Source organism: Erythrobacter sp. Dej080120_24, assembly GCF_036322605.1.
Classification (GTDB): domain Bacteria; phylum Pseudomonadota; class Alphaproteobacteria; order Sphingomonadales; family Sphingomonadaceae; genus Erythrobacter; species Erythrobacter aurantius.
On record NZ_AP027262.1, the window covers coordinates 133,213 to 153,647 of the forward strand.

Genomic DNA, 20,435 nt, shown 5'->3' on the forward strand with positions numbered 1-20,435 from the left:
GAAAGTTTGGGAGAGGATGCCTGAAAGGCACGGTCTGATATGATCAGATCGAAAGTTTTGTGCAAGTGCGAAAGCCGCATGATAAATTGCATGATATGCAACATGTGCCGCAAAATCTTTCAGTTTTAGGTCGTCCATTGCACATTTAGCAGCCCAATCTTTACTCATTTGCCTATTTTTTATGCATGTTGGCGTTCTTCGGTTTTGCACTGCAGCAAGATGGCAGAGTTTTCACACATGAACGCGGGGTCGTGACAGCGGGGCTTTGAGGGACTAATCAGCGCTTGCCGCCGCGCCTTCCTGAGTGTCCGGGGCGATGCGTCATCCGCGACGCAGAAACGAGACAAGATTGCGAGGATCGCACCCCTAAGATGTCAAAGATATATCCGGATGCCGCCGCCGCTCTCGAAGGCGTAATCGCCAACGACATGCTGATCGCCGCTGGAGGCTTTGGCCTTTGCGGCATTCCCGAACGCCTGCTTGATGCCATTCGCGACAGCGGCGTCACAGGCCTGACTTTCGCCAGCAACAATGCCGGGATCGACAACGAAGGGATCGGCAAGCTGCTGCGCACGCGGCAGGTCAAGAAGATGATTTCATCCTATGTCGGCGAGAACAAGGAATTCGAACGCCAGTTCCTTTCCGGCGAACTCGAAGTCGAATTCTGCCCACAAGGCACCTTGGCAGAGCGGATGCGCGCCGGCGGCGCAGGGATACCGGGTTTCTACACCAAGACCGGCGTGGGAACGCAGGTTGCCGAAGGCAAGGAACACAAGGAATTCCCCGATCAGGACGGCGTCATGTCGACCTATATTCTGGAGCGCGGAATCTTTGCCGATCTGTCGATCGTCAAGGCCTGGAAAGCCGACGAAACCGGCAACCTGATTTTCCGCAAGACCGCGCGCAATTTCAACCAGCCTGCCGCCACTTGCGGCAAGGTGTGTATCGCCGAAGTCGAGGAAATCGTGCCAGCAGGGGCGCTGAACCCCGACGAAGTGCATTTGCCCGGCGTGTTCGTGAACCGGCTGGTCCTGGGCGCGCCCTATGACAAGAAAATCGAATTCCGCACGGTGCGTGAACGGGAGGAAGCATGAACAGCGCGATGGAACGCCAGAAGAAGATCAAGCTCGCGCTTGCCTGCGGGGCGGCCTTTGCCTTGCAGGGCTGCGTCGCGGCGGCATTCCCAATCGTTGCAGGCGGCCTGATGGCAGGCGAAGGGCGCACAGGCGCTGATGACGCAGCCGACAGCGCCGACTCCCCCGCTGTGGCAGCCACTACTGCGGCTGTTGCCGCACCGGCGCCCAGCCAACCCGAGGTAACCGTGGCGACCGCAAGCGCTGCGGTGGCGGCAGTGGAAACGGTCGAAGCCGAGGTTGAAGCTGTCGAAGGGCCGGCTCCAACAATAGTCAATGCCCCAGCGCCGGAACCCGAGCCTGTTCTGGTGGCTGGCGAGCTGGCCGAGATGGCCGAAGCCGAAGAGGCCCCGTCTGCCGCAGCGACCGTCGCCAGCAGCATGAGCGCGCTCGAACGTGTTCCAGCCCTTGCCACAACGACAGCCGCTCCGGCTGCGCCAGCACCAGCGCCGACACCAGCACCAGCACCGACGCCGATGCCAGTTGCTCCGCCTCCGGCTCCAGCTCCGGCTCAGACTGTTGCCATCGCACCCGCGCCCGTTCCGGCAACGACCTCCGCTGCGGTTCCTGCCGTGTCCGAAGCAGCTGTTCCGCGCACCCGTGCCGAAGCACCAGCCGCAGGCGGTCTGGTCGCCGTGCCGAGCGCCGCTCCGGCGACAGCGGGCGGCACCTTTTTCGATCCGTTCTTCAGCTATGCATCCTCACCCGAGTTCCTGATGCAACCGGGAACCGGCCCGGATCGGGCATCGGCAGTCTTGATCGATGCAACCGCGCTCCGACCCGACCGAATGGAATGCGCGCAAAGCACGTCCACCGTCCTGATCGATCTCGATCCGAAGGGCGAAGACCTGCTCCCGGTCGATATAACCAGCGCATCACCGGCGCTCGCTCAGCGACTGGCGGAATTGCGGCGCAAGGGCGTGGCGATCGCCTGGATTTCGGGCCTGGCTGCGGACAAGGAAAACGAGATCCGCATCGCCCTTTTCCGTTCCGGTCTCGATCCGCTCGGGACCGACGACGTGCTGCTGATGCGATCGTCTGACGAACGCAAGCAGCTGCGCCGCGATCAACTGGCGCAGACTTCCTGCCTGATCGCGATAGCCGGCGATGAACGTTCGGACTTCCATGAATTGTTCGACTACCTGCTCAATCCAGCTGATGCGCGCGCGCTCGAACCGATGATCGGGGAAGGCTGGTTCCTGATCCCGACCCCGCTGCTTTCCGAAAGGGCCCGATAATGACCGCACAAGCCGCAGGATGGACCCGCGATCAAATGGCTGCGCGTGCGGCCAAGGAATTGCGCGATGGCTATTACGTCAATCTGGGCATCGGCATCCCGACACTGGTGGCCAACCACATTCCAGAAGGAATGCTGGTGACGCTGCAGAGCGAGAACGGGATGCTGGGCATCGGCCCGTTTCCCTATGATGACGAGGTTGATCCCGATCTGATCAACGCGGGCAAGCAGACCATCAGCGAATTGCCGCACAGCGCCTATTTCGACAGCGCAACAAGCTTTTCGATGATCCGCGGAGGGCACATCGACCTTACTGTGCTGGGCGCGATGGAAGTGGCCGAGAACGGCGATATCGCCAACTGGATGATTCCCGGCAAGATGATCAAGGGCATGGGCGGCGCGATGGATCTTGTCGCCGGGGTCAAGAAAATCATCGTGGTGATGGATCACACTGCCAAGGACGGTTCGCCCAAGTTCATTCCCGAATGCACATTGCCGCTGACGGGCGCGGGCGTGGTCGACATGATCATTACCAACCTTGCAGTGTTCAAACGTCCGGAGAAAGGCGCTGCTTTCCAGCTGATCGAACTGGCGCCGGGGGTGAGCGAGGCTGATATCGCCGCCAGCACCACCGCGCGTTACGAAGTGGCGCTGGAGCACGCCTGATCCATGTGGCTGGCGACCCCGCGCAATCCTCGGTCGCCGCTGGCCGGGCTGAAGGTGGTAGAGCTGGCACGGGTGCTGGCCGGGCCGTTCTGCGGTCAGATCCTTGCCGATCTGGGCGCGGATGTAATCAAGGTTGAAAGCCCCGAAGGCGATGGCACACGGCAATGGGGCCCGCCCTGGGTCGAGCGTGTGGGTGCCGATGGCAAGACCCGCCGGGAAGCCGCCTATTACCACGCCTGCAATCGCGGAAAGCGGTCAATAGTCGCCGATTTCAAGAACGACGCCGATCTGGAACGGGTGAAGGGCCTAATCGCGGGTGCCGATGTCCTGATCGAGAACTTCAAGACCGGCAGTCTTGCGAAGTTCGGGCTGGATTACGAAGCTGTTGCAGCCACCAATCCGGGGCTGGTCTACTGTTCGATCACGGGCTTTGGGCAGACAGGTCCAAGGGCGCATGAAGCCGGATATGATTTCGTGGTTCAGGGCATGAGTGGCTTCATGTCGCTGACCGGCGACCCCGAAGGTTATCCGGTGAAGATGGGGATTTCGATTTCCGACCTTTCAACCGGCGTTTGGGCGGCAAACGGCATTCAGGCGGCCTTGCTTCAGCGTGTGCGCACGGGGATGGGCCAGCATGTCGACATAAGCCTGATGGACTCCTCAGTGGCTTTGCTTGCCAATCAGGCGACCTATTATTTCACGACCGGCGACAATCCCCCGCGCATGGGCAATGCCCACGCGCAGGTTGCGCCCTATGGCGTCTTTCCGGTGAGTGACGGACACGTGATCCTGGCTCCGGCAAACGACGGACTGTTTCACAAGCTGATGGATGTGCTGGGCTTGAGCCATTTGTCGTCCGACCCGCGCTTCGAAAGGAATGGCGACAGAACGGCAAACGCAAAGGCGCTGGATGCCGAAATTGCGATGGCAACGGCGGGTTGGACGAAGCAAGGTCTGCTCGAAGCCTGTCATGCAGCGGGCGTTCCGGGAGGACCCATCAACCGGTTGGACGAGGTGTTGGCCGATCCGCAGGTACTGGCGCGCGGGTTGAGGGTCGATCTGGGCGGAATGCCGGGTGTGCGCAGTCCCTTTACATTCTCGGATGCCGAACTGGCGTTCGATCGGCCATCGCCGATGCTGGGCGAAGACGACTAGGCGAGCAAGCGCGCTCCCGCCCGCCACAACCGTTCAAACGGCCCCTGTCCGAACCTTGTAAGCCACACGGGTGACCACAGGAGCATCGCGACAACCGGCACAAGGCTGAGCGCGAAAGCTTCGCTCCGGCTGACCGATCCGAACAGGCCAAGCCCCCAGCCGGCAAAGATCGCGCCGAAAATCACCGAAGTCATCAGGTAGTTCGTAAGCGAGAGCCTGCCCACCGCCGCGAGCCGCACGGTGAGGGCTCCTCCGGGCGCGAAGAACGCCATTGCCAGTGCGGCATAGGCAAGGCCCAGCAGGGTGTCGAAAGGAGCGGAAATCAGCAGAGTTGAAGCGCCTGCGACGGCTCCGGAAAAATCGCTTTGCGCGGTCCACCACACCAGCGCCAGCAATCCGGGTATCGCGACCAGGGCGCAAACCGCTGCAAGACGTTGCAACAGATAAGTGCGCCACTCGCCCGCCAGCATCCGTTGCTTCCACAGCCCCATGCCCAAGGTCATCGCGGCGAGGTTGAGCGGCAGCGATCCGCTGATGGCGACAATTTGTTGCGGTATGCTGTTGAGCCTTCGCAGGACACGCTCCGAGAAGCCTTCTGCGCCGATCGAAAGCGAATAACGGATGGCAGCTTCGTCGCGGCCGAAATTGCGCTCTGCGAACAGGGCGGCATCGCTCGTGGTGAGCCCGTTGAGGTGATCGAGAACAGCACCTCCGAACATTACCAGCCCTGCCCCGGAATGAAGCACCACCAGGCCGATAGCGATCGCATAGAGTTCGCGCGCCGAAAGGTGGGCAAGCAGTGGCAGGGCCAATCCGGCCAGCGCGTAGGCACGAAGCACGTCATTGCTGGCCACAAGCACGGCATGCACCAGTCCGATGCCAAACAGCACCGCCATGCGCGCGAAATGCGCCTGCCATTTGCGCGACTGGCTGCGCTCGATCAGGATCAGGCATCCTGCACCAAACAGCATGGCGAACAGGGTGCGGAATTTGTCTTCGACGAAAACGAAGCTGGCGGCCCAGATCAGACGATCGATCGCGCTCGCTTCACCAATGCCCGGCCCCCAGGCCATCGGATTGTAATAGGACTGGCCCGGCATCGCAAAAACCAGCACATTCATCCAGACGATACCGATCACGGCCACGCCGCGAAGCGCGTCCAGTTCGATGATTCTGCCGGGGTGCGTGCCGGGGGTTTCCATTCCCGGCACTCTACCAGATCAGGCCAGCGCTGCCTTCAAATCTTCGATCAGATCGGTCCGTTCCCACGGGAAGAAATCGCCCTCGGCCGTGCGGCCGAAATGGCCATAGGCCGCGCTCTTGCGATAGATCGGTTTGTTCAGACCCAGATGCGTACGGATCCCGCGCGGGGTCAGCCCGCCCAGCTTGGCGATGCTCTTGATCGCGTCTTCGATTCCAGCATCGGTCACGCCTTCGGCGCAAGTGCCATGAGTATCGACATAGAGCGACAGCGGCTCGGACACGCCGATCGCATAGGCAATCTGGATCGTGCAGCGCGTGGCCAGACCCGCCGCTACAACATTCTTCGCCAGATAGCGGGTGATATAGGCCGCGCTGCGATCAACCTTTGTCGGGTCCTTGCCGCTGAAAGCACCGCCACCGTGGGGGCTTGCACCGCCGTAAGTGTCGACGATGATCTTGCGGCCGGTAAGCCCCGCGTCGCCATCAGGACCGCCGATCACGAAGCTTCCGGTCGGATTGATGTGCCAGATCGTTTGGTCAGAGAGGAACCCTTCCGGCAGGATCGCCGAGACAACGCCTTTCACATAGGACTTGAGCTCGGCTTCCTTCTCGCCCTGATCGTAGCCTCCGGCGTGCTGGGTGCTGACCACCACCGCCGTGCAGGCGACCGGCTTGCCGTTCTCGTAGCGCAGCGTGACCTGGCTCTTGGCGTCGGGCTCAAGGAAGGGCGCAGCACCGGAATGGCGATCCTTCGCCAGCTGCTCGAGAATCTTGTGACTGTAATCCAGCGTTGCTGGCATCAGGTCGGGGGTTTCGTCACAGGCAAAGCCGAACATGATGCCCTGGTCACCCGCGCCTTCATCCTTGTTCGAACCATCGGCACCGGCATCGACGCCTTGCGCGATATGCGCGGATTGGCCGTGCAGGTGGTTTTCAAAAGTAAGCGTCTTCCAGTGGAAGCCATCCTGCTCGTAACCGATGTCCTTCACCGTCTTGCGCACCACGCTTTCAATCTCGTCGCGCGCACCGGGGGCCCAGTAACCGTTGAACTTCCAGTCCTCGTTCTTGTCGTCATACATCGGCTTGCAGCGGATTTCGCCGGACAGGACGACGCGCTGCGTGGTGGTCATGGTTTCGCAGGCAACGCGGGCCTCCGGGTCCTTCGCCAGCATCAGATCGACGATTGCGTCCGAAATCTGATCCGAAACCTTGTCCGGATGCCCTTCGGAAACGCTTTCGGAAGTGAAGAGATAGTCGCTGCGCATGAGGATCGAGGCCTTTCGCTGTCCATTTCAAGGCCCCTTATGCAGATATAAGGAAACCTTTATGTCTATTGCAAGAGCCCTAGCTGCGCGCGCCTCGCAGCGCAAGCAATCTTGGCAAGCCAAGCCCCGACAGCGCGAGCAAGGCAGCCCACGCCAGCGGTAAAGCGTTTCCCGCCTGCGCAAAAAGCGTTGGGGCTTTCGCGACCGGGATACGGCCTTCGATTTTGTCGGACATGCCTGTTGCGATGTGCTGACGGACAATCCCGTTCGCGTCGATCACCGCGCTGATCCCGGTGGTGGTCGACCGCAAGACCGGTAGCCCTTCCTCGATCGCACGCATCCGCGCCTGCGCGAGATGTTGCGGCGGCCCCCAGCTCCCGAACCAGCCATCGTTGGACGGATTGAAGAGATAATCGGGCCGATTGCCGCGATCGACGACCTGGCCGGAAAACACGATCTCGTAGCAGATCTGCACCCCGGCCTTGCCGTGTTCACCCAGATCGAGTGTCTGCGGCCCCGGCCCCGGAATATACGGAATGGTACCGGCGGTCAGCCGGGACAGCCCGATGAGGCCAAGGTACTGTTCCATAGGCAGATATTCGCCATAGGGGACCAGATGCGCCTTGGCATAGTGATGGGTGATTGCGCCCTCACCATCCATCCCTATTACGGAATTGCGCGCACTTATCGCGGCGAGGCTTCCGTCTTCACGAGGGCCGATGTTGAGGTTCACCACGCCTGCCAACAGAGTGGATTGCGCGCCAATGGTGCGTGCGATGCGATCACGAGCAAATTGCGGATCGGCACCCGCCGTCATCGCGCGATAATACCGCTCGGGATAGCCGTCTTCGAGATAGTCGGGGATCGCGCTTTCGGGCCACAACACCAGCCGGGACTGGTCGTTGCTCTCCATCGTCAGAGCAGCCGTGCGCTGGAACTGCTCTTCGAATTTGGAGGCGTCGTTGATCTCGTCCTGCGGAATGAGAGGCTGCACAAGGGTGTAGCGAATTTCGGTTGAATCACTCGATCGAAGCTGAACCAGCATCGGCGCGGTAATGATGGCCGCCAATCCGCCCAAAGCAATGAGCTGGCGGCCAAATGTGCGTTGCGGGATTGTAACACCTGTCCACACTGACGTCGCCATCAGAACTGCAAGGCCGGAAAGCCCATAGGTGCCTGTCCAGGGCAGAAAACGCGCCCAGCCGGCATATTCCCATCCCCCCAGCAGCATCAGCCCCAATGGCGGCCATGGATATCCGGTAAAGACCCAGCTGCGCAGCCATTCGGTTACGATCCACGCCGCGGCGAAGACCAGTCCGAACGCCAAGGGTCCGGCGCGTCTTGCCAAGAGGTGTGCAGCCAATGCAGCCAGAGCCGGATACCACGCAAGATAGATGCACAGCAGCGGCACCGCGAGCCAACCCAGCCATTCAGGCATATTGGCCTGATAGGTAAAGGCAGTGGCAATCCAGTTGTTCGCGAGCGTCAGATGCGCCCAGCCAAACAGCCACCCCCGACCCAGTGCCGCCCGCCAGTCCGGCGCATCAAAGATGAGCCAGACGAGCCCGGCAACGCTCAACAGCCCGATCGGCCATGCGTGGATCGGCGGATAGCCTGTTGCCGCCGTCAACCCGAGCAGCAACGCAAGCAGCTTTGGATGCCGCCGCGCGGTTTCAGCGAATTGCTCCAGCCGATCGGTCATGAATCAACCCTTGGGCCGGCGCCTTCAGCGATCACCCAACTGCTTCGAGTGCGTCATCACCGTCGTCGGCTGCGGCGCTGATCGAAGGTGGCAGCACCGAGGAATCGAATTCTCCGGAAGCCTCGTCATCATCACGCGATTTGCGCCCACGCGAATTGCGGCGTGGCTTTTCGTCCTGATCTTCGGCCTTGGGCTTGCGCTGGCGACGCTTGGGCTTGGGAGCTTCCTCTTCGCCGTCGTCATCATCATCGTAGGCTTCACCTTCGATGCCCTGTTCGCCTTCGTCTGCCGAGCTGTTGTCCTGATCATCCCGGCGCGAGCGCGAGCGGCGCTTGTCACGCTTGGGGTTGTCACGACGGTTCTCGACTTCGTCTTCGTCGTCACCGTCATCGTTCGACTGACCGCGATCATCGTTGCGCTTGGCGCGGGCTTCGTCCTGCCGCGCCTTGTTGTCGGCGATCACGCGGAAGTAATGATCGGCAAACTGCAGGTAATATTCGGCCTGAACCCGGTCGCCATTGTGCTGCGCGTCCTGAGCAAGCTTCTTGTACTTGTCGAGAAGCTGCGGCGCATTGCCGCGCGCCCGGCTGTCAATCCGGTTCTGATTGCCTCCACCGCCCTGGTTGTTGCGGTTTCCGCGACCGCGGCGACGATTGTTACGATTGTTATTCAAAGGAAATTTATCCTCATCCGTGGCCAGGGCGCGTTTTCAATGGTGCGCCTGAACAGCCCGTGGACCCCGATTTCGACCCTCTCTGACAACACGCGCAGTCATGCACGCGTGTCCGCCCAGCGTGAGACCGGTGGGATGACCCAAACGGTCAGATAAAGCGGTAATTCGGAGCTTGACCTCGTCGATCTGCGCAAAGGGCCCCTCGACAGGTCTGATTCGACAGCTAGCGAGCCGCAAAGCATTTGCCAAGCCCTAGCGGCATTTTCGTTACCAAAGAACCACAGCGCGTGGCCTTTTTGCAAGATCATGCCGGATTTCACTATTGAAACCCGCAGCTTGCGCGAGCCTTCCGACTGCATCGGCCTGCGTGTGGCCGATTTCAAGAATGGCGATGCCTTCCGGATTCAGCAGCTCACGCATTTGCGGGATGATGGCGCGGTAATCGTCCAGCCCCTCAGGCCCTGCAAACAGCGCACTGGCCGGCTCGAAATCGCGCACATCGGGATCGAGCTGCGCCTCAGCTTCGACATAGGGCGGATTGCACAGGATCAGCTCAAAGGTGCCCAGGTCATCGCTCCAGCCCGGCTGATGCCAGTTGCGAAGCGAGAACTGCACCCTCTCCGGTGCAACGCCCAGCTTCGCCGCATTGCGCCGCGCGATCGAAAGCGCGCCCTCAGAAGCATCAATCCCGATTCCGCTTTGAGCATTCAGTTCGAGCATGGCCGTCAGCAGCAAGCAGCCGGATCCGGTGCCGAGATCAAGCAAACGCTCTGCCTTCGGTACCCGTTCAAGCGCAGCCTCGATCAAGGCTTCACTGTCGGGGCGCGGGATCAGCACATCGGGGGATACGGCATAGGAGCGACCGTAGAATTCGGCGCTGCCAAGGATGTAGGCGACAGGCTCATGCGCGACGCGGCGGGCGACGAGTTCGTCAAAATGATCGAGATTGCTGGCCAGCACTTCGTTCATGCCGCGCAGCAACAATTCCGATCGCGTGGTGCCGACCGCGTGGGCCATCAACAATTCTGCGTCGAGGCGGGGCGTGTCGCTGCTGGCCGCGAGCCGCTCTGTCGCCTCACGCAGCTTTTCGCCGACGGTCATTCCGCCCCGATTACTCACTCAAGGCCGCCAGCCGCTTGCCCTCGTCCTCGGCGATCAGCGCGTCGACCACTTCGGCAAGACCAGGCCCGGCAAGCACTTCCTCAAGCTTGTGCAGCGTCAGCCCGATGCGGTGATCGGTCACGCGGCCTTGGGGGAAGTTGTAGGTGCGGATGCGTTCGGAACGGTCGCCGCTGCCGACCATGGCCTTGCGTGCCTCGGCCTCAGCCCCCTGCGCCTCGTCGCGCATCTTCTCATACAGGCGCGAACGCAGCACCTGCATCGCCTTTTCGCGGTTCTTGTGCTGGCTGCGGCCGTCCTGACAGGTCACCACCAGACCGGTCGGCAAGTGCGTGATGCGCACCGCGCTGTCGGTTGTATTGACGTGCTGCCCGCCTGCACCGCTGGCGCGATAGACGTCGATGGCCAGATCCTTGTCCTCGATCTGGACGTCGACCTCGTCAGGTTCGGGCAGCACAGCGACGGTTGCGGCGGAGGTGTGGATGCGCCCGCCGCTTTCGGTGACGGGGACGCGCTGCACGCGGTGGACGCCGCTTTCGAACTTGAGTTTTGCGAAAACGCCCGTGCCGGTGACGTTGGCGACGATTTCCTTGAACCCGCCGACTTCGCTTGCGCTGATGCTCACCGGCTCGACCCGCCAGCCCTGTTCGGCGGCAAAGCGTTCGTACATGCGGTAAAGATCGCCAGCGAACAGCGCCGCCTCATCGCCGCCGGTTCCGGCGCGGATTTCGAGCATGGCGGGTTTGCTGTCGGCACTGTCGCGCGGCAGCAGCGCAATGGCGAGCGCGCGTTCCCGTTCAGGCAGAGCCTCGCGCAGTTCCGCCAGCTCTTCTTCCGCCATCGCCTTCATTTCCGGGTCGGCGAGCATTTCTTCGAGCCCGGCGATTTCCTCGCGCATGGCTTTCACCTGGGCGGCGGCCTTTGCCACCGGCTCCAGCTCGGCATAATCGCGGCTGGCCTTCACGAAGGCATCGCCTTCAAGCGTGCCGCTCGCCATCCGCGCTTCGAGCTCGGCGAAGCGATGGGCGATCTGATCAAGGCGTGTGGCGGGGATTTGCATCACAGAATTCTTTCTACGTCATTCCCGCGCAGGCGGGAATCCAGCTTGTTTGGGTGACCGCCGCAGAGGGCAGCTGGATCCCCGCCTCCGCGGGGAAGACGAAGCTAGGATTCAGCGGCCAATAATCTGTCCATGATCTGGGAGGTACTTTCATGGAGCCCTTGATCATGCCCTCGCGCCGAACCGACCAACTTGCCGCCTTCACGGCGCACGACATAGATAATCGCAGCGCCAGATTTGGCAGCCTTGTCATATCGTTTGCGCGGCGAGCCGGTATCAAATGCTTCAACCGAGAGTGCCTCATCGCGAAGCGCGCGCATAGATCGCGCCGTAAAATCAGAAAGCCCGTCCGCTTCGATCACTAGCGCAACATCGGCCCAGTCATTCTCACAAGTGCCCACCAGCATGGCCAGCCGCTCGATCCCCGCGGCCCAACCCACTGCCGGCGTCGGCGCGCCGCCGAGCGATTCCATCAGCCCGTCATACCGCCCGCCACCGAGCACTGTGCTTTGCGAGCCGAGGCGCGAGGCTGCCTTGCTGCCTTCGTCAGGCACGAATTCGAAGGCCGTGTGGCGGTAGTAGTCGAGCCCGCGCACGAGGCTTTCGGCGCGCGTCCACTTCACGCCTGCTGCATCAAGCCCGCTGGTCACTTGTTCGAAAAACGCCAGCGCCTCGTCCGACAGATACTGGTCAATCTTGGGTGCATCGGCGACGAACACGCGATCACGCGGGTCCTTGCTGTCGAGGATGCGCAGCGGGTTTTTCTCCAGCCGCTCCTGCGAATCCTCGGACAGATCGCCCTTCACCTTTCCGAAATAGTCGATCAGCCCGGCGCGCCACGCCTCTCGGCTGTCGGCATCGCCCAGCGTGTTGAGGTGCAAGGTCACGCCTTCGATCCCCAGTTCCTTCAGCAACTGGTCGGCCATCGCCAGGAGTTCGACGTCTGCTTGTGGTTCCCCAGCGCCGATGATTTCGGCGTCGATCTGGTGGAACTGGCGATAGCGGCCCTTTTGCGGACGCTCGTAGCGGAACAGCGGGCCGTGCGTCGCAACCTTCAGCGGCGCGTGCTGCTGCCAGCCGTTCGTCAGGAAAGCGCGTGCGATCCCGGCGGTGAATTCCGGTCGCAGCGTCAGCGAATCCCCGCCGCGATCCTCGAAGGAATACATTTCCTTCGATACCACATCGGTCGTCTCGCCGATTGCGCGGCTGAACACCTCGGTCTTTTCGAACACGGGCATTTCGACCCGGCGAAACCGGTACAGCTTGCGCACGCGTTCGAATGTCTCGACCACGAAGGCGAAGGCTTCCGCATCGGCGCCGAAAATGTCCTGGGTGCCGCGAATGGCTTTTGGCGTGTTCTTGCTCATGGCTGTCCTGTGTTTTGGGCGCAGTTAGGCTAAGGTCGAACTTGCCGCAATATCGAGAGGAAGCTATCGGCGCGTTCAAGCCTTTGGGAGAGGGGCACCAGAGACAGACAGGAACCCCGTTTATGCGTATCGACAAAATCCCGACCGGCAACAATCCGCCCGACGACCTCAATGTCATCATCGAAGTTCCCACCGGGGGCGAGCCGGTGAAATATGAATTCGACAAGGAATCGGGCGCGCTGTTCGTGGACCGCATCCTGCACACGCCGATGCGGTATCCGGCGAACTACGGTTTTGTGCCCCACACCCTTTCGCCCGATGGCGATCCGCTGGACGCGCTGGTGATTGCGCGCTCACCCTTCATCGCCGGCTGCGTGGTTCGCGCAAGGCCCATCGGTGTGCTCAACCTCGAAGACGAGCATGGCGGCGACGAAAAGCTGATTTGCGTGCCGGTGGACACGACTTTCCCCTATTACGCCGATGTCGGCGAGCGGCAGGACTTGCCCTCAATCGTGCTGCAGCAGATCGAGCACTTCTTCACCCACTACAAGGATCTGGAAGCCGAAAAGTGGGTGCGCGTCGGCAATTGGGGTGACAGGGCCGAAGCCCGTCAGATCGTCATCGAAGCGATTGAGCGCGCGGCGAAAGCCGGCAGCGCGGGTTAAAGCAGCGCCTTCAGAATGCCTGTAAGCGCGAGCGGCAGGCAGATCGCCATCAGCCACAAGCCGACGGCATCGCGGCGAAAGGCGGCGGCATAGTCCATGTCTGCCGCCTGTTCGTCCGAAAGTCCGGCCCAGCGTTTTTCGAACCAGCGGCATGCCGGAATAATGGCTGCGACAAGTATGATGAGCGCCATATAGGGCAGGATCGAGGAGAAGCCCTGGCTGAGCGCCTTGACGGTCAGGAATATCTGCAGACCGGTGTAAACCAGCAGGGCGTAAGCGACATGATCGCTCATCGATTTGCGCCAATCGCGCGCTCTTGCGGCCCCGTGGTGCTGGTGTGACAGCTCTTTCATCAATCCGCTCCCCAACGGTTTGTGTGTCCGGAGAGTATCTCAAAACCTCCGATCCGTTGCAAGCATTGTAACCATAACGAAATATAGTTGCACAGCGCGCAACCGACGCAGCTCAAGCAGCGGGAAACATGCGGATTTCCCCGCGAGAGGGGTGGCTGCTCCAGATTTGCTGCAAAAATCTTGCCAAAATCGGCATGAAATCCACACAGTCGCCCTTTCATGAGACAGCCACTTTGCTAAGGCTTGTCTTGATGAGCGAGTCTACCTCTCTTGAAGAACCGGCGAACGCCATGACGGGCGCCCCCGCCGATGCTACCGCGCCGCTTCCGGATGGCGGCCTTGAAGTCATCTCGATTGCCAAGAGCTATGACAAGCGCGCGGTGCTAACCGACATTTCGCTCACCGTGGCGAAGGGTGAAGTGCTCGGCCTGCTCGGCCCTAATGGTGCGGGCAAGACGACTTGCTTTTATTCCATCATGGGTCTGGTGAAGCCCGATTCCGGGCGCATCCTGATGGATGGTGAGGATGTGACCAACCTGCCGATGTATCGCCGCGCCATTCTGGGGCTTGGCTATCTGCCGCAGGAAACCAGCATCTTTCGCGGCATGACCGTTGAACAGAACATCAATTGCGTGCTCGAAATGGTCGAACCCGATCCGCAAACGCGTGCACAAGAACTGGAGCGGCTGCTGGGCGAATTCGGCCTGACCCGGCTGCGCGAAAGCCCGGCGATGGCGCTTTCGGGTGGTGAACGGCGGCGCTGCGAAATCGCGCGCGCGCTGGCGGCGAAACCTTCGATCATGTTGCTCGACGAACCCTTCGCCGGAATCGATCCGCTTTCGATCAGCGACATCCGCGATCTTGTGAAGGACCTGAAGCGGCGCGGCATCGGCGTGCTGATCACCGACCACAACGTACGCGAAACGCTCGATATCGTTGACCGCGCTTGCATCATCTATGGTGGACAGGTGCTGTTCGCGGGCACGCCGCAGGCGCTGGTTGCGGACGAAAACGTAAAGCGGCTTTATCTCGGGGAGAGCTTTACGCTCTAGCGGTTGCTGCGATGGCTCTTGGTCCACGCCTCGATCTACGCCAATCGCAGCAATTGGTGATGACGCCGCAATTGCAGCAGGCGATCAAGCTGCTGGCGGCATCCAATCTCGAAATCGAAACCTTCATCGGCGACGCGCTGGAAGCCAACCCGCTGTTGGAGGCGGGCGGTTTGTCGCAGGATCGGGACGGGCCCGAAGGCGACGGCGACGACATACCCCGCGATGAATTCACCGCAGACCAGCTGATTGCACAGGGTCAGGGCGAAGGCGATGCGCCGCTCGATCTTGATCCTTCCTCGCTCGATACCGATCGCGACACGGGCGACGGAATGTCTGCGTCCGACGCGGAATGGGGCAGCGCCAGCCGGATGTCGGGCGGCGAGGATTTGCCCGATCTGGCCGAGACACGCGCTGGTGAAATCTCGCTGAGCGAGCATATCGAGGCGCAGATCGGCGCGCTGGCGGTCAATCCCAAAGAGGCATTCTGTGCGCGCCATATTGTCGGCCTGCTCGACGATGCCGGCTATCTGTCGGCCGAACTGCGCGAGATCGCCTATGATCTTGGCATCACGCTGGACGAGGCCGAGGATGCGCTCACCGTGGTCCAGATGTGCGATCCCAGCGGAGTGGGTGCGCGCAGCCTTGCCGAATGCCTCGAAATCCAGGCGCGCGAGGCAAACCGCTATGATCCCTGCATGGCCGCGCTGCTGGACAATCTCGAATTGCTGGCCAAGGGCGAAGTCGCCCGGCTGAAGCGATTGTGCAATGTCGATGACGAGGATTTCGCCGACATGCTGCGTGAATTGCGCAGCTACGATCCCAAGCCCGGCCTCGCATTCCTTCCCTCTTCCACCGAGGCGGTGATCCCCGATGTGCTGCTGGCCACGAACGCGGCCGGAGGATGGGACATCACGCTCAACGAAGAAACGCTGCCACGCCTGATCGTCAATCGCAGTTATTACTTGGAACTGAGCGCGGGCTCCCCCGATCCCGAGGCGCAAAACTGGCTCAAGGAAAAGCTCGCTGATGCGCATTGGCTGATCCGCGCGCTCGACCAGCGGCAAAAGACGATCCTGAAGACCGCTGCCGAAATCGTGAAGCAGCAGGACGGCTTCTTCCGCCACGGTGTATCGCATCTCCGCCCGCTGACGCTGCGCGAGGTGGCTGAGAAGATCGAGATGCACGAAAGCACCGTCAGCCGGGTGACCAGCAACAAATACCTGCATTGCGAACGCGGCTGCTTTGAATTGAAGTATTTCTTCACCAGCGGCGTGGGATCGAGCGATGGAGAAGGTGCGTCGTCGGAAGCGATCAAGGCGCGGATCAGGGCGCTGATCGACGCTGAAGACCCCAAGAAGGTGCTGTCCGACCAGAAGCTAGTCGACCTGCTGCAGGAGGAAGGTTTCGACCTCGCCCGGCGCACGGTGGCGAAATATCGTGAGGCTATCGGCCTTGGCTCAAGTGCCGAGCGACGGCGGCAGAAGAAGCTCAATTCCCTCTGATCTGCACCGCGAAGAAGCCTGCGCAGCGACAGATCCGGCTAGGTAGAAGCCCCCGCGACTCGTGGAGTCAGGCCGGTTTACGCTAAATTAACCTTTTCCGTTCAGACCTTGTGTGGTTAATACAAGGCAACACCTCTTAGCGAGGGGTTACCGCACTGAACATGTCCACCATGTGGGGCAACTAGGGGACCAGCAATGCGAGTGCTGTTGATTGAGGACGAGCCGACAACCGCGAAGGCTATCGAGCTCATGCTCACTACCGAAGGATTTAACGTCTATTCGACCGATCTCGGCGAAGAAGGCCTCGATCTGGGCAAGCTGTATGATTACGACATCATCCTGCTCGACCTGAACCTGCCGGATATGCATGGCTATGACGTGCTCAAGAAGCTGCGCGTTGCCAAGGTGCAGACCCCGGTCCTGATCCTTTCGGGTATCGCCGAAATGGACAGCAAGATCCGCTCGTTCGGCTTTGGCGCCGACGACTACGTGACCAAGCCCTTCCACCGCGAAGAGCTGGTCGCCCGCATTCACGCCGTGGTGCGTCGTTCGAAGGGCCACAGCCAGTCGATCATCCGCACCGGCAAGCTGGCGGTGAACCTCGATGCGAAAACCGTCGAAGTCGACGGCGCCCGCGTCCACCTCACCGGCAAGGAATATGCGATGCTGGAACTGCTCTCGCTTCGCAAGGGCACCACGCTGACCAAGGAAATGTTCCTCAACCACCTTTATGGCGGGATGGACGAGCCGGAACTGAAGATCATCGACGTCTTCATCTGCAAGCTGCGCAAGAAATTGAGCCATGCTTGCGGTGGTGAAAACTACATCGAAACCGTCTGGGGCCGCGGATACGTGCTGCGCGATCCGGGCGAAGAGGCCGAAGCCGCTTAAGCGCGAAAGCCGGTTACAAATTCAAGCAATGCCCGGTCGCCTCTTGGCAGCCGGGCATTCTTTTATCCGGATCAATGTTTCTCGAAAGCCGGGCCGAAATCGCCGCCGCTGGGTTCCTGGAACAACTTGAGGTCAAATTCGGGCAGAATCGCCAGCAGGTGATCGAAAATATCGGCCTGAATTCCCTCGTAGATGCCCCATGACGTTGTGTTGGTGAAGCAATAGATTTCCAGCGGAATGCCCTGCGGACCCGGCGGCAGCTGTCGCACCATCAGGGTGAAATCCTTGGAAATGCTCGGATGCCATTCGAGATAGGCGGCGATGTAAGCGCGCAGCGTGCCGAGATTGGTCAGGCGCCGCGCGTTCACGGGCGCATCCTCGCCTGAAAGCTCGCGCGCGTTCCATTCGGCAATCTCTTCGCGTTTGGCTGCGAGGTATTCCTTGAGCATCTTGAACTTCTTGAGCTCGACGACCTCCTCATCGCTCAGGAACCGTACCGTGTTCTGGTCGATGATAAGCGAACGCTTGATCCTGCGACCACCGCTCTCGCTCATTCCACGCCAGTTCTGGTAGGAATCCGATACCAGCCGGTGCGTGGGTATGGTGACGATCGTCTTGTCAAAATTCTGCACCTTCACCGTGTGCAGTGAAATGTCGATTACATCACCATCGGCGCCCATGCTGGGCATGGTGATCCAGTCGCCCACGCGCAGCATGTCCTGCGTGGTCAGCTGAACGCTGGCGACAAGGCTCAGGATCGTATCCTTGAACACCAGCAGCAGCACCGCCGTGATCGCGCCCAGCCCTGACAAAAGCAGCAACGGTGACTGGTCGATCAGCACCGAAATCAGGATGATCGCGGCGCCGCACAGAACGAGGATCTTCACAACCTGGACAAAGCCCTTGATCGGGCGGTTCTTGGATCGCGGGAGACGTTCGTAAAGCTCGTTGGCGTAGGTCAGCGCCTTGACGATGGCCATCGCCACCGAAATCACGATCAGCGCCTGCGCGGTGTTGCGCACAAGCGTGTAGAATTCTTCGGGCAGGTTCGGGATCAGCGCGATGCCGCGCGAAATCACCATCAGCGGAGCAGCCGTAGCGAGCCAGGCCGCTGCCTTGTCGATCGTCTTGCTCTTGCGATCAAGGTAAGGCGCGGCGAGCCGCAGGATCACGTGCTTGAGCACGTAATTGACAGCCAGCGCAGCTGCAGCGAGCAGCGCAAGGCCGATCAGGGACTGAAGCCAAAGCGGCTGAGCGTGGAATGTGGCGGAGAGTTCTTCCATGTCTGCCCCGCGTTATAGGGATGCATCGGCAGCCCTCAACCCGCAGGCCGATTATTCTTGGCTGGACAAGCCCTGCCCTGCGCGACTAGCGCCTCGCGCCATGACAGCATTCAAGGAAGGCGATCCCACCACGCTCAGCCGGTTGTATGGACGCAGCCAGGGCAAGCCCTTGCGCGCGCGGCAACAGGGGCTGGTTGATCGATTGCTCCCGCAAATCTCGGTTCCGGCAGAAGGCCCGGTGACGGCGCAGGCGCTGTTCGGGGAAGATTGCCCGCTGCATTTCGAGATCGGCTTTGGTGGCGGCGAACATCTTGCCTATCGCGCCGATCTTCTGCCCAATCATGGCTTCATCGGCGCCGAACCGTTCCTCAACGGCGTCGCTCAGGCGTTGACCCATGTCGAGGAACAGCGGCTCGCCAATGTCAGGATCCATCACGGGGACGCGCTTGAAGTGCTGCGGCGTGTCCCGGACGGCGGGCTGGCGATGCTGTACCTGCTGCATCCCGATCCGTGGCCAAAAGCCAAGCACGCCAAGCGGCGAATGATGAACGACGGCCCGGTGCAGTTGTTCGCGGACAAGCTGAAGCCGGGCGGTGAATTCCGGTTCGGCACCGATCATCCGGTCTATGTCCGCCATGCGCTGATGGTCATGCAGCGGCATACCGACAAGTTCGAATGGGTCGTCGATGGGCCTTCAAGCTGGCAGAACCGACCAAGCGGCTGGTGCGAAACCCGCTACGAACACAAGGCGCGCACCGTTTTCGGTCACGAGGTCTGGTATTTCAGGTTCCGGCGACGTTGATTTGCCGCCCGCACACGGGTTAGCCTCTGCAAACACGCAAGGCGGGGCTTTTCAATGACATCACGCAGGCAATTTCTGGGCGGGCTGGCGATAGCGGCAGGAACGCTCACCGCGTGCAATGAATTGGTTTCAGGGGAGGGGACAAGCCAATCCCGGACTCAATCTCCGGGCGCAACGCCACTCGACGCCGAGGCGCTTGAAGATGCGCTCGTCGGCAGTTCCTATCTCGGCACTGGCGGTGGTGGCAGCCTTGCGGAAGCCCGCGAACTGATTGCCAAGGATTTGGCGGCCGGTCTGGCATTCACCATGCTGTCGGTTAGCGATCTGGCCGATAGTGATCGCGTGGCATGCCCCTACGGCCTCGCCAGCCTTGCCCCAACCAGCCCGGAAATGCAGGAACGGCTCGACGCGATCGGCGAAACGGCGGAACCTGTGCAGCTCGCATTCGAGACGCTGGAACGGCATATCGGCCAGAAATTCGCGGCAGTGATCCTTGGCGAGATCGGTCCGCTCAGTCTTGCCGAAGGACTTTCGATTGCCGCCCGGCTGGGCGTTCCCGCGCTTGATGCGGATACCGTCGGGCGCGCCGTGCCCGAAATCAACCAACATTCGGTCAAGGTCGCGGGCATTCCGCTGACACCGATCGGCGCGGCGACGCCATTTGGCGATGAATTGGTAATAGGCAAGCTTGGCGATCCCACCAGAGCCGAAGACATCCTGCGTAGTATCGCCGTGGCGAGCGAAGTTTGCGGCGTCGCCGACAGCCCGATCACCGGCGCACAGGCGAAAACAAAGGGAACGCTTGTCACCGGAAGTCTCACGCTCGCCCGCAGTATCGGGGCCGCAGTGCGCACGGCAAAATCTGCCGACTCGGACCCGGTCGAGGCAGCCCGCGCTGCCGGTGACGGATACTTGCTGTTCACCGGGCAAATCGCCGATTTCGATTGGCGCGACGAAGACGGTTTCCTGGTCGGCAATCTGAAGATCGAGGGCACCGGCCAATTCGCAGGCCAGTCATTTGAAACCGACTACAAGAATGAACACCTGATGGCACGCCGCAACGGGATGGTCGTTGCCACCTGCCCCGATTTGATCACGGTGATCGATCTGGCGTCCCATGACGGCATCAACAATCCCGATTTCACACGTGGCCAATCAGTTGCCGTACTCGCTTTCCGCTGCGATCCGTTGTGGCGCAGCGAAGCAGGACTTGCCGTCTTCGGCCCGCGATATTTTGGCTATGACGTGGACTATGTGCCGGTAGAAAAGCTGGGCGGCTAGGCCAACCAGATGAAAGCAAGACTTTT

General features: G+C 61.0%; 19 protein-coding genes. 10 read left to right on the top strand and 9 right to left on the bottom strand.

The annotated features are described in order from the left end of the window. Positions 1–371 precede the first annotated feature (371 nt). From AABA34_RS00635 to AABA34_RS00650, 4 genes are read left to right on the top strand one after another with little or no spacing between them, the layout of a single operon-like run. Positions 372–1,094 (top strand): CoA transferase subunit A, encoded by a 723-nt coding sequence (locus AABA34_RS00635; protein ID WP_034955639.1) that lies wholly within the window; start codon positions 372–374, stop codon positions 1,092–1,094. After that, complete coding sequence (locus AABA34_RS00640) at positions 1,091–2,371, top strand: hypothetical protein (protein ID WP_051700165.1); 1,281 nt, start codon at positions 1,091–1,093, stop codon at positions 2,369–2,371. Before AABA34_RS00635 ends, AABA34_RS00640 begins: the two co-directional genes overlap by 4 nt. Next, the gene (locus AABA34_RS00645; protein WP_034955642.1) at positions 2,371–3,036 is read left to right on the top strand and encodes a CoA transferase subunit B; all 666 of its coding nucleotides are present in this window, start codon (positions 2,371–2,373) and stop codon (positions 3,034–3,036) included. Before AABA34_RS00640 ends, AABA34_RS00645 begins: the two co-directional genes overlap by 1 nt. 3 nt (positions 3,037–3,039) lie before the next feature. Continuing rightward, on the top strand, positions 3,040–4,191 hold the full coding sequence (locus AABA34_RS00650; RefSeq protein ID WP_338303472.1) for a CaiB/BaiF CoA transferase family protein: 1,152 nt from the start codon (positions 3,040–3,042) through the stop codon (positions 4,189–4,191). Here AABA34_RS00650 and AABA34_RS00655 read toward each other — a convergent pair. The 7 genes from AABA34_RS00655 to hisS form a co-directional block, all read right to left on the bottom strand. Continuing rightward, positions 4,188–5,393, bottom strand: a complete 1,206-nt coding sequence (locus AABA34_RS00655; RefSeq protein ID WP_034955935.1) for a DUF418 domain-containing protein — start codon at positions 5,391–5,393, stop codon at positions 4,188–4,190. The two genes, AABA34_RS00650 and AABA34_RS00655, sit on opposite strands and share 4 nt — an antisense overlap. Before the next feature lie 18 nt (positions 5,394–5,411). Beyond that, complete coding sequence (gene metK / locus AABA34_RS00660) at positions 5,412–6,659, bottom strand: methionine adenosyltransferase (RefSeq protein WP_034955645.1); 1,248 nt, start codon at positions 6,657–6,659, stop codon at positions 5,412–5,414. A 79-nt stretch (positions 6,660–6,738) separates the two neighbouring features. Then, complete coding sequence (lnt, locus tag AABA34_RS00665; RefSeq protein WP_338303473.1) at positions 6,739–8,361, bottom strand: apolipoprotein N-acyltransferase; 1,623 nt, start codon at positions 8,359–8,361, stop codon at positions 6,739–6,741. Positions 8,362–8,392: 31 nt separating this feature from the next. Beyond that, positions 8,393–9,034: a DUF4167 domain-containing protein gene (locus tag AABA34_RS00670; protein WP_034955650.1), complete on the bottom strand. Its 642-nt coding sequence runs from the start codon at positions 9,032–9,034 to the stop codon at positions 8,393–8,395. A 267-nt stretch (positions 9,035–9,301) separates the two neighbouring features. Next, positions 9,302–10,135: a peptide chain release factor N(5)-glutamine methyltransferase gene (gene prmC / locus AABA34_RS00675; RefSeq protein ID WP_034955652.1), complete on the bottom strand. Its 834-nt coding sequence runs from the start codon at positions 10,133–10,135 to the stop codon at positions 9,302–9,304. A 10-nt stretch (positions 10,136–10,145) separates the two neighbouring features. After that, positions 10,146–11,213 (bottom strand): peptide chain release factor 1, encoded by a 1,068-nt coding sequence (prfA, locus tag AABA34_RS00680; protein ID WP_034955654.1) that lies wholly within the window; start codon positions 11,211–11,213, stop codon positions 10,146–10,148. A 104-nt stretch (positions 11,214–11,317) separates the two neighbouring features. After that, entirely contained in the window at positions 11,318–12,580 is a 1,263-nt protein-coding gene (hisS, locus tag AABA34_RS00685; protein WP_084155820.1) for a histidine--tRNA ligase, read from the bottom strand. Between the two features lie 122 nt (positions 12,581–12,702). On the opposite strand from hisS, the gene ppa reads away from it, so the two are divergent. After that, entirely contained in the window at positions 12,703–13,245 is a 543-nt protein-coding gene (ppa, locus tag AABA34_RS00690) for an inorganic diphosphatase (RefSeq protein WP_034955656.1), read from the top strand. Here ppa and AABA34_RS00695 read toward each other — a convergent pair. Beyond that, positions 13,242–13,598, bottom strand: coding sequence for a hypothetical protein (locus AABA34_RS00695; RefSeq protein ID WP_034955658.1), 357 nt, complete (start codon positions 13,596–13,598; stop codon positions 13,242–13,244). The two genes, ppa and AABA34_RS00695, sit on opposite strands and share 4 nt — an antisense overlap. 251 nt (positions 13,599–13,849) lie before the next feature. Between AABA34_RS00695 and lptB the strand changes: the two genes are divergently transcribed. From lptB to ctrA, 3 genes are all read left to right on the top strand, one after another. Further along, positions 13,850–14,650, top strand: coding sequence for an LPS export ABC transporter ATP-binding protein (gene lptB, locus AABA34_RS00700; protein ID WP_034955660.1), 801 nt, complete (start codon positions 13,850–13,852; stop codon positions 14,648–14,650). 11 nt (positions 14,651–14,661) lie between these two features. Continuing rightward, the gene (gene rpoN, locus AABA34_RS00705) at positions 14,662–16,152 is read left to right on the top strand and encodes an RNA polymerase factor sigma-54 (protein ID WP_034955662.1); all 1,491 of its coding nucleotides are present in this window, start codon (positions 14,662–14,664) and stop codon (positions 16,150–16,152) included. A gap of 195 nt (positions 16,153–16,347) precedes the next feature. Continuing rightward, the gene (gene ctrA, locus AABA34_RS00710; protein WP_034955663.1) at positions 16,348–17,043 is read left to right on the top strand and encodes a response regulator transcription factor CtrA; all 696 of its coding nucleotides are present in this window, start codon (positions 16,348–16,350) and stop codon (positions 17,041–17,043) included. Between the two features lie 71 nt (positions 17,044–17,114). Here the strand turns inward: ctrA and AABA34_RS00715 are convergent, their stop codons facing one another. Next, positions 17,115–18,326: a mechanosensitive ion channel family protein gene (locus tag AABA34_RS00715; RefSeq protein WP_034955664.1), complete on the bottom strand. Its 1,212-nt coding sequence runs from the start codon at positions 18,324–18,326 to the stop codon at positions 17,115–17,117. Positions 18,327–18,426: 100 nt separating this feature from the next. On the opposite strand from AABA34_RS00715, the gene trmB reads away from it, so the two are divergent. After that, a complete protein-coding gene (gene trmB, locus AABA34_RS00720) occupies positions 18,427–19,128 on the top strand; it encodes a tRNA (guanine(46)-N(7))-methyltransferase TrmB (RefSeq protein WP_034955665.1) in 702 nt (233 codons plus the stop codon). A gap of 54 nt (positions 19,129–19,182) precedes the next feature. After that, the gene (locus AABA34_RS00725; protein ID WP_051700167.1) at positions 19,183–20,409 is read left to right on the top strand and encodes a DUF917 domain-containing protein; all 1,227 of its coding nucleotides are present in this window, start codon (positions 19,183–19,185) and stop codon (positions 20,407–20,409) included. The last annotated feature ends 26 nt before the right edge of the window (positions 20,410–20,435 follow it).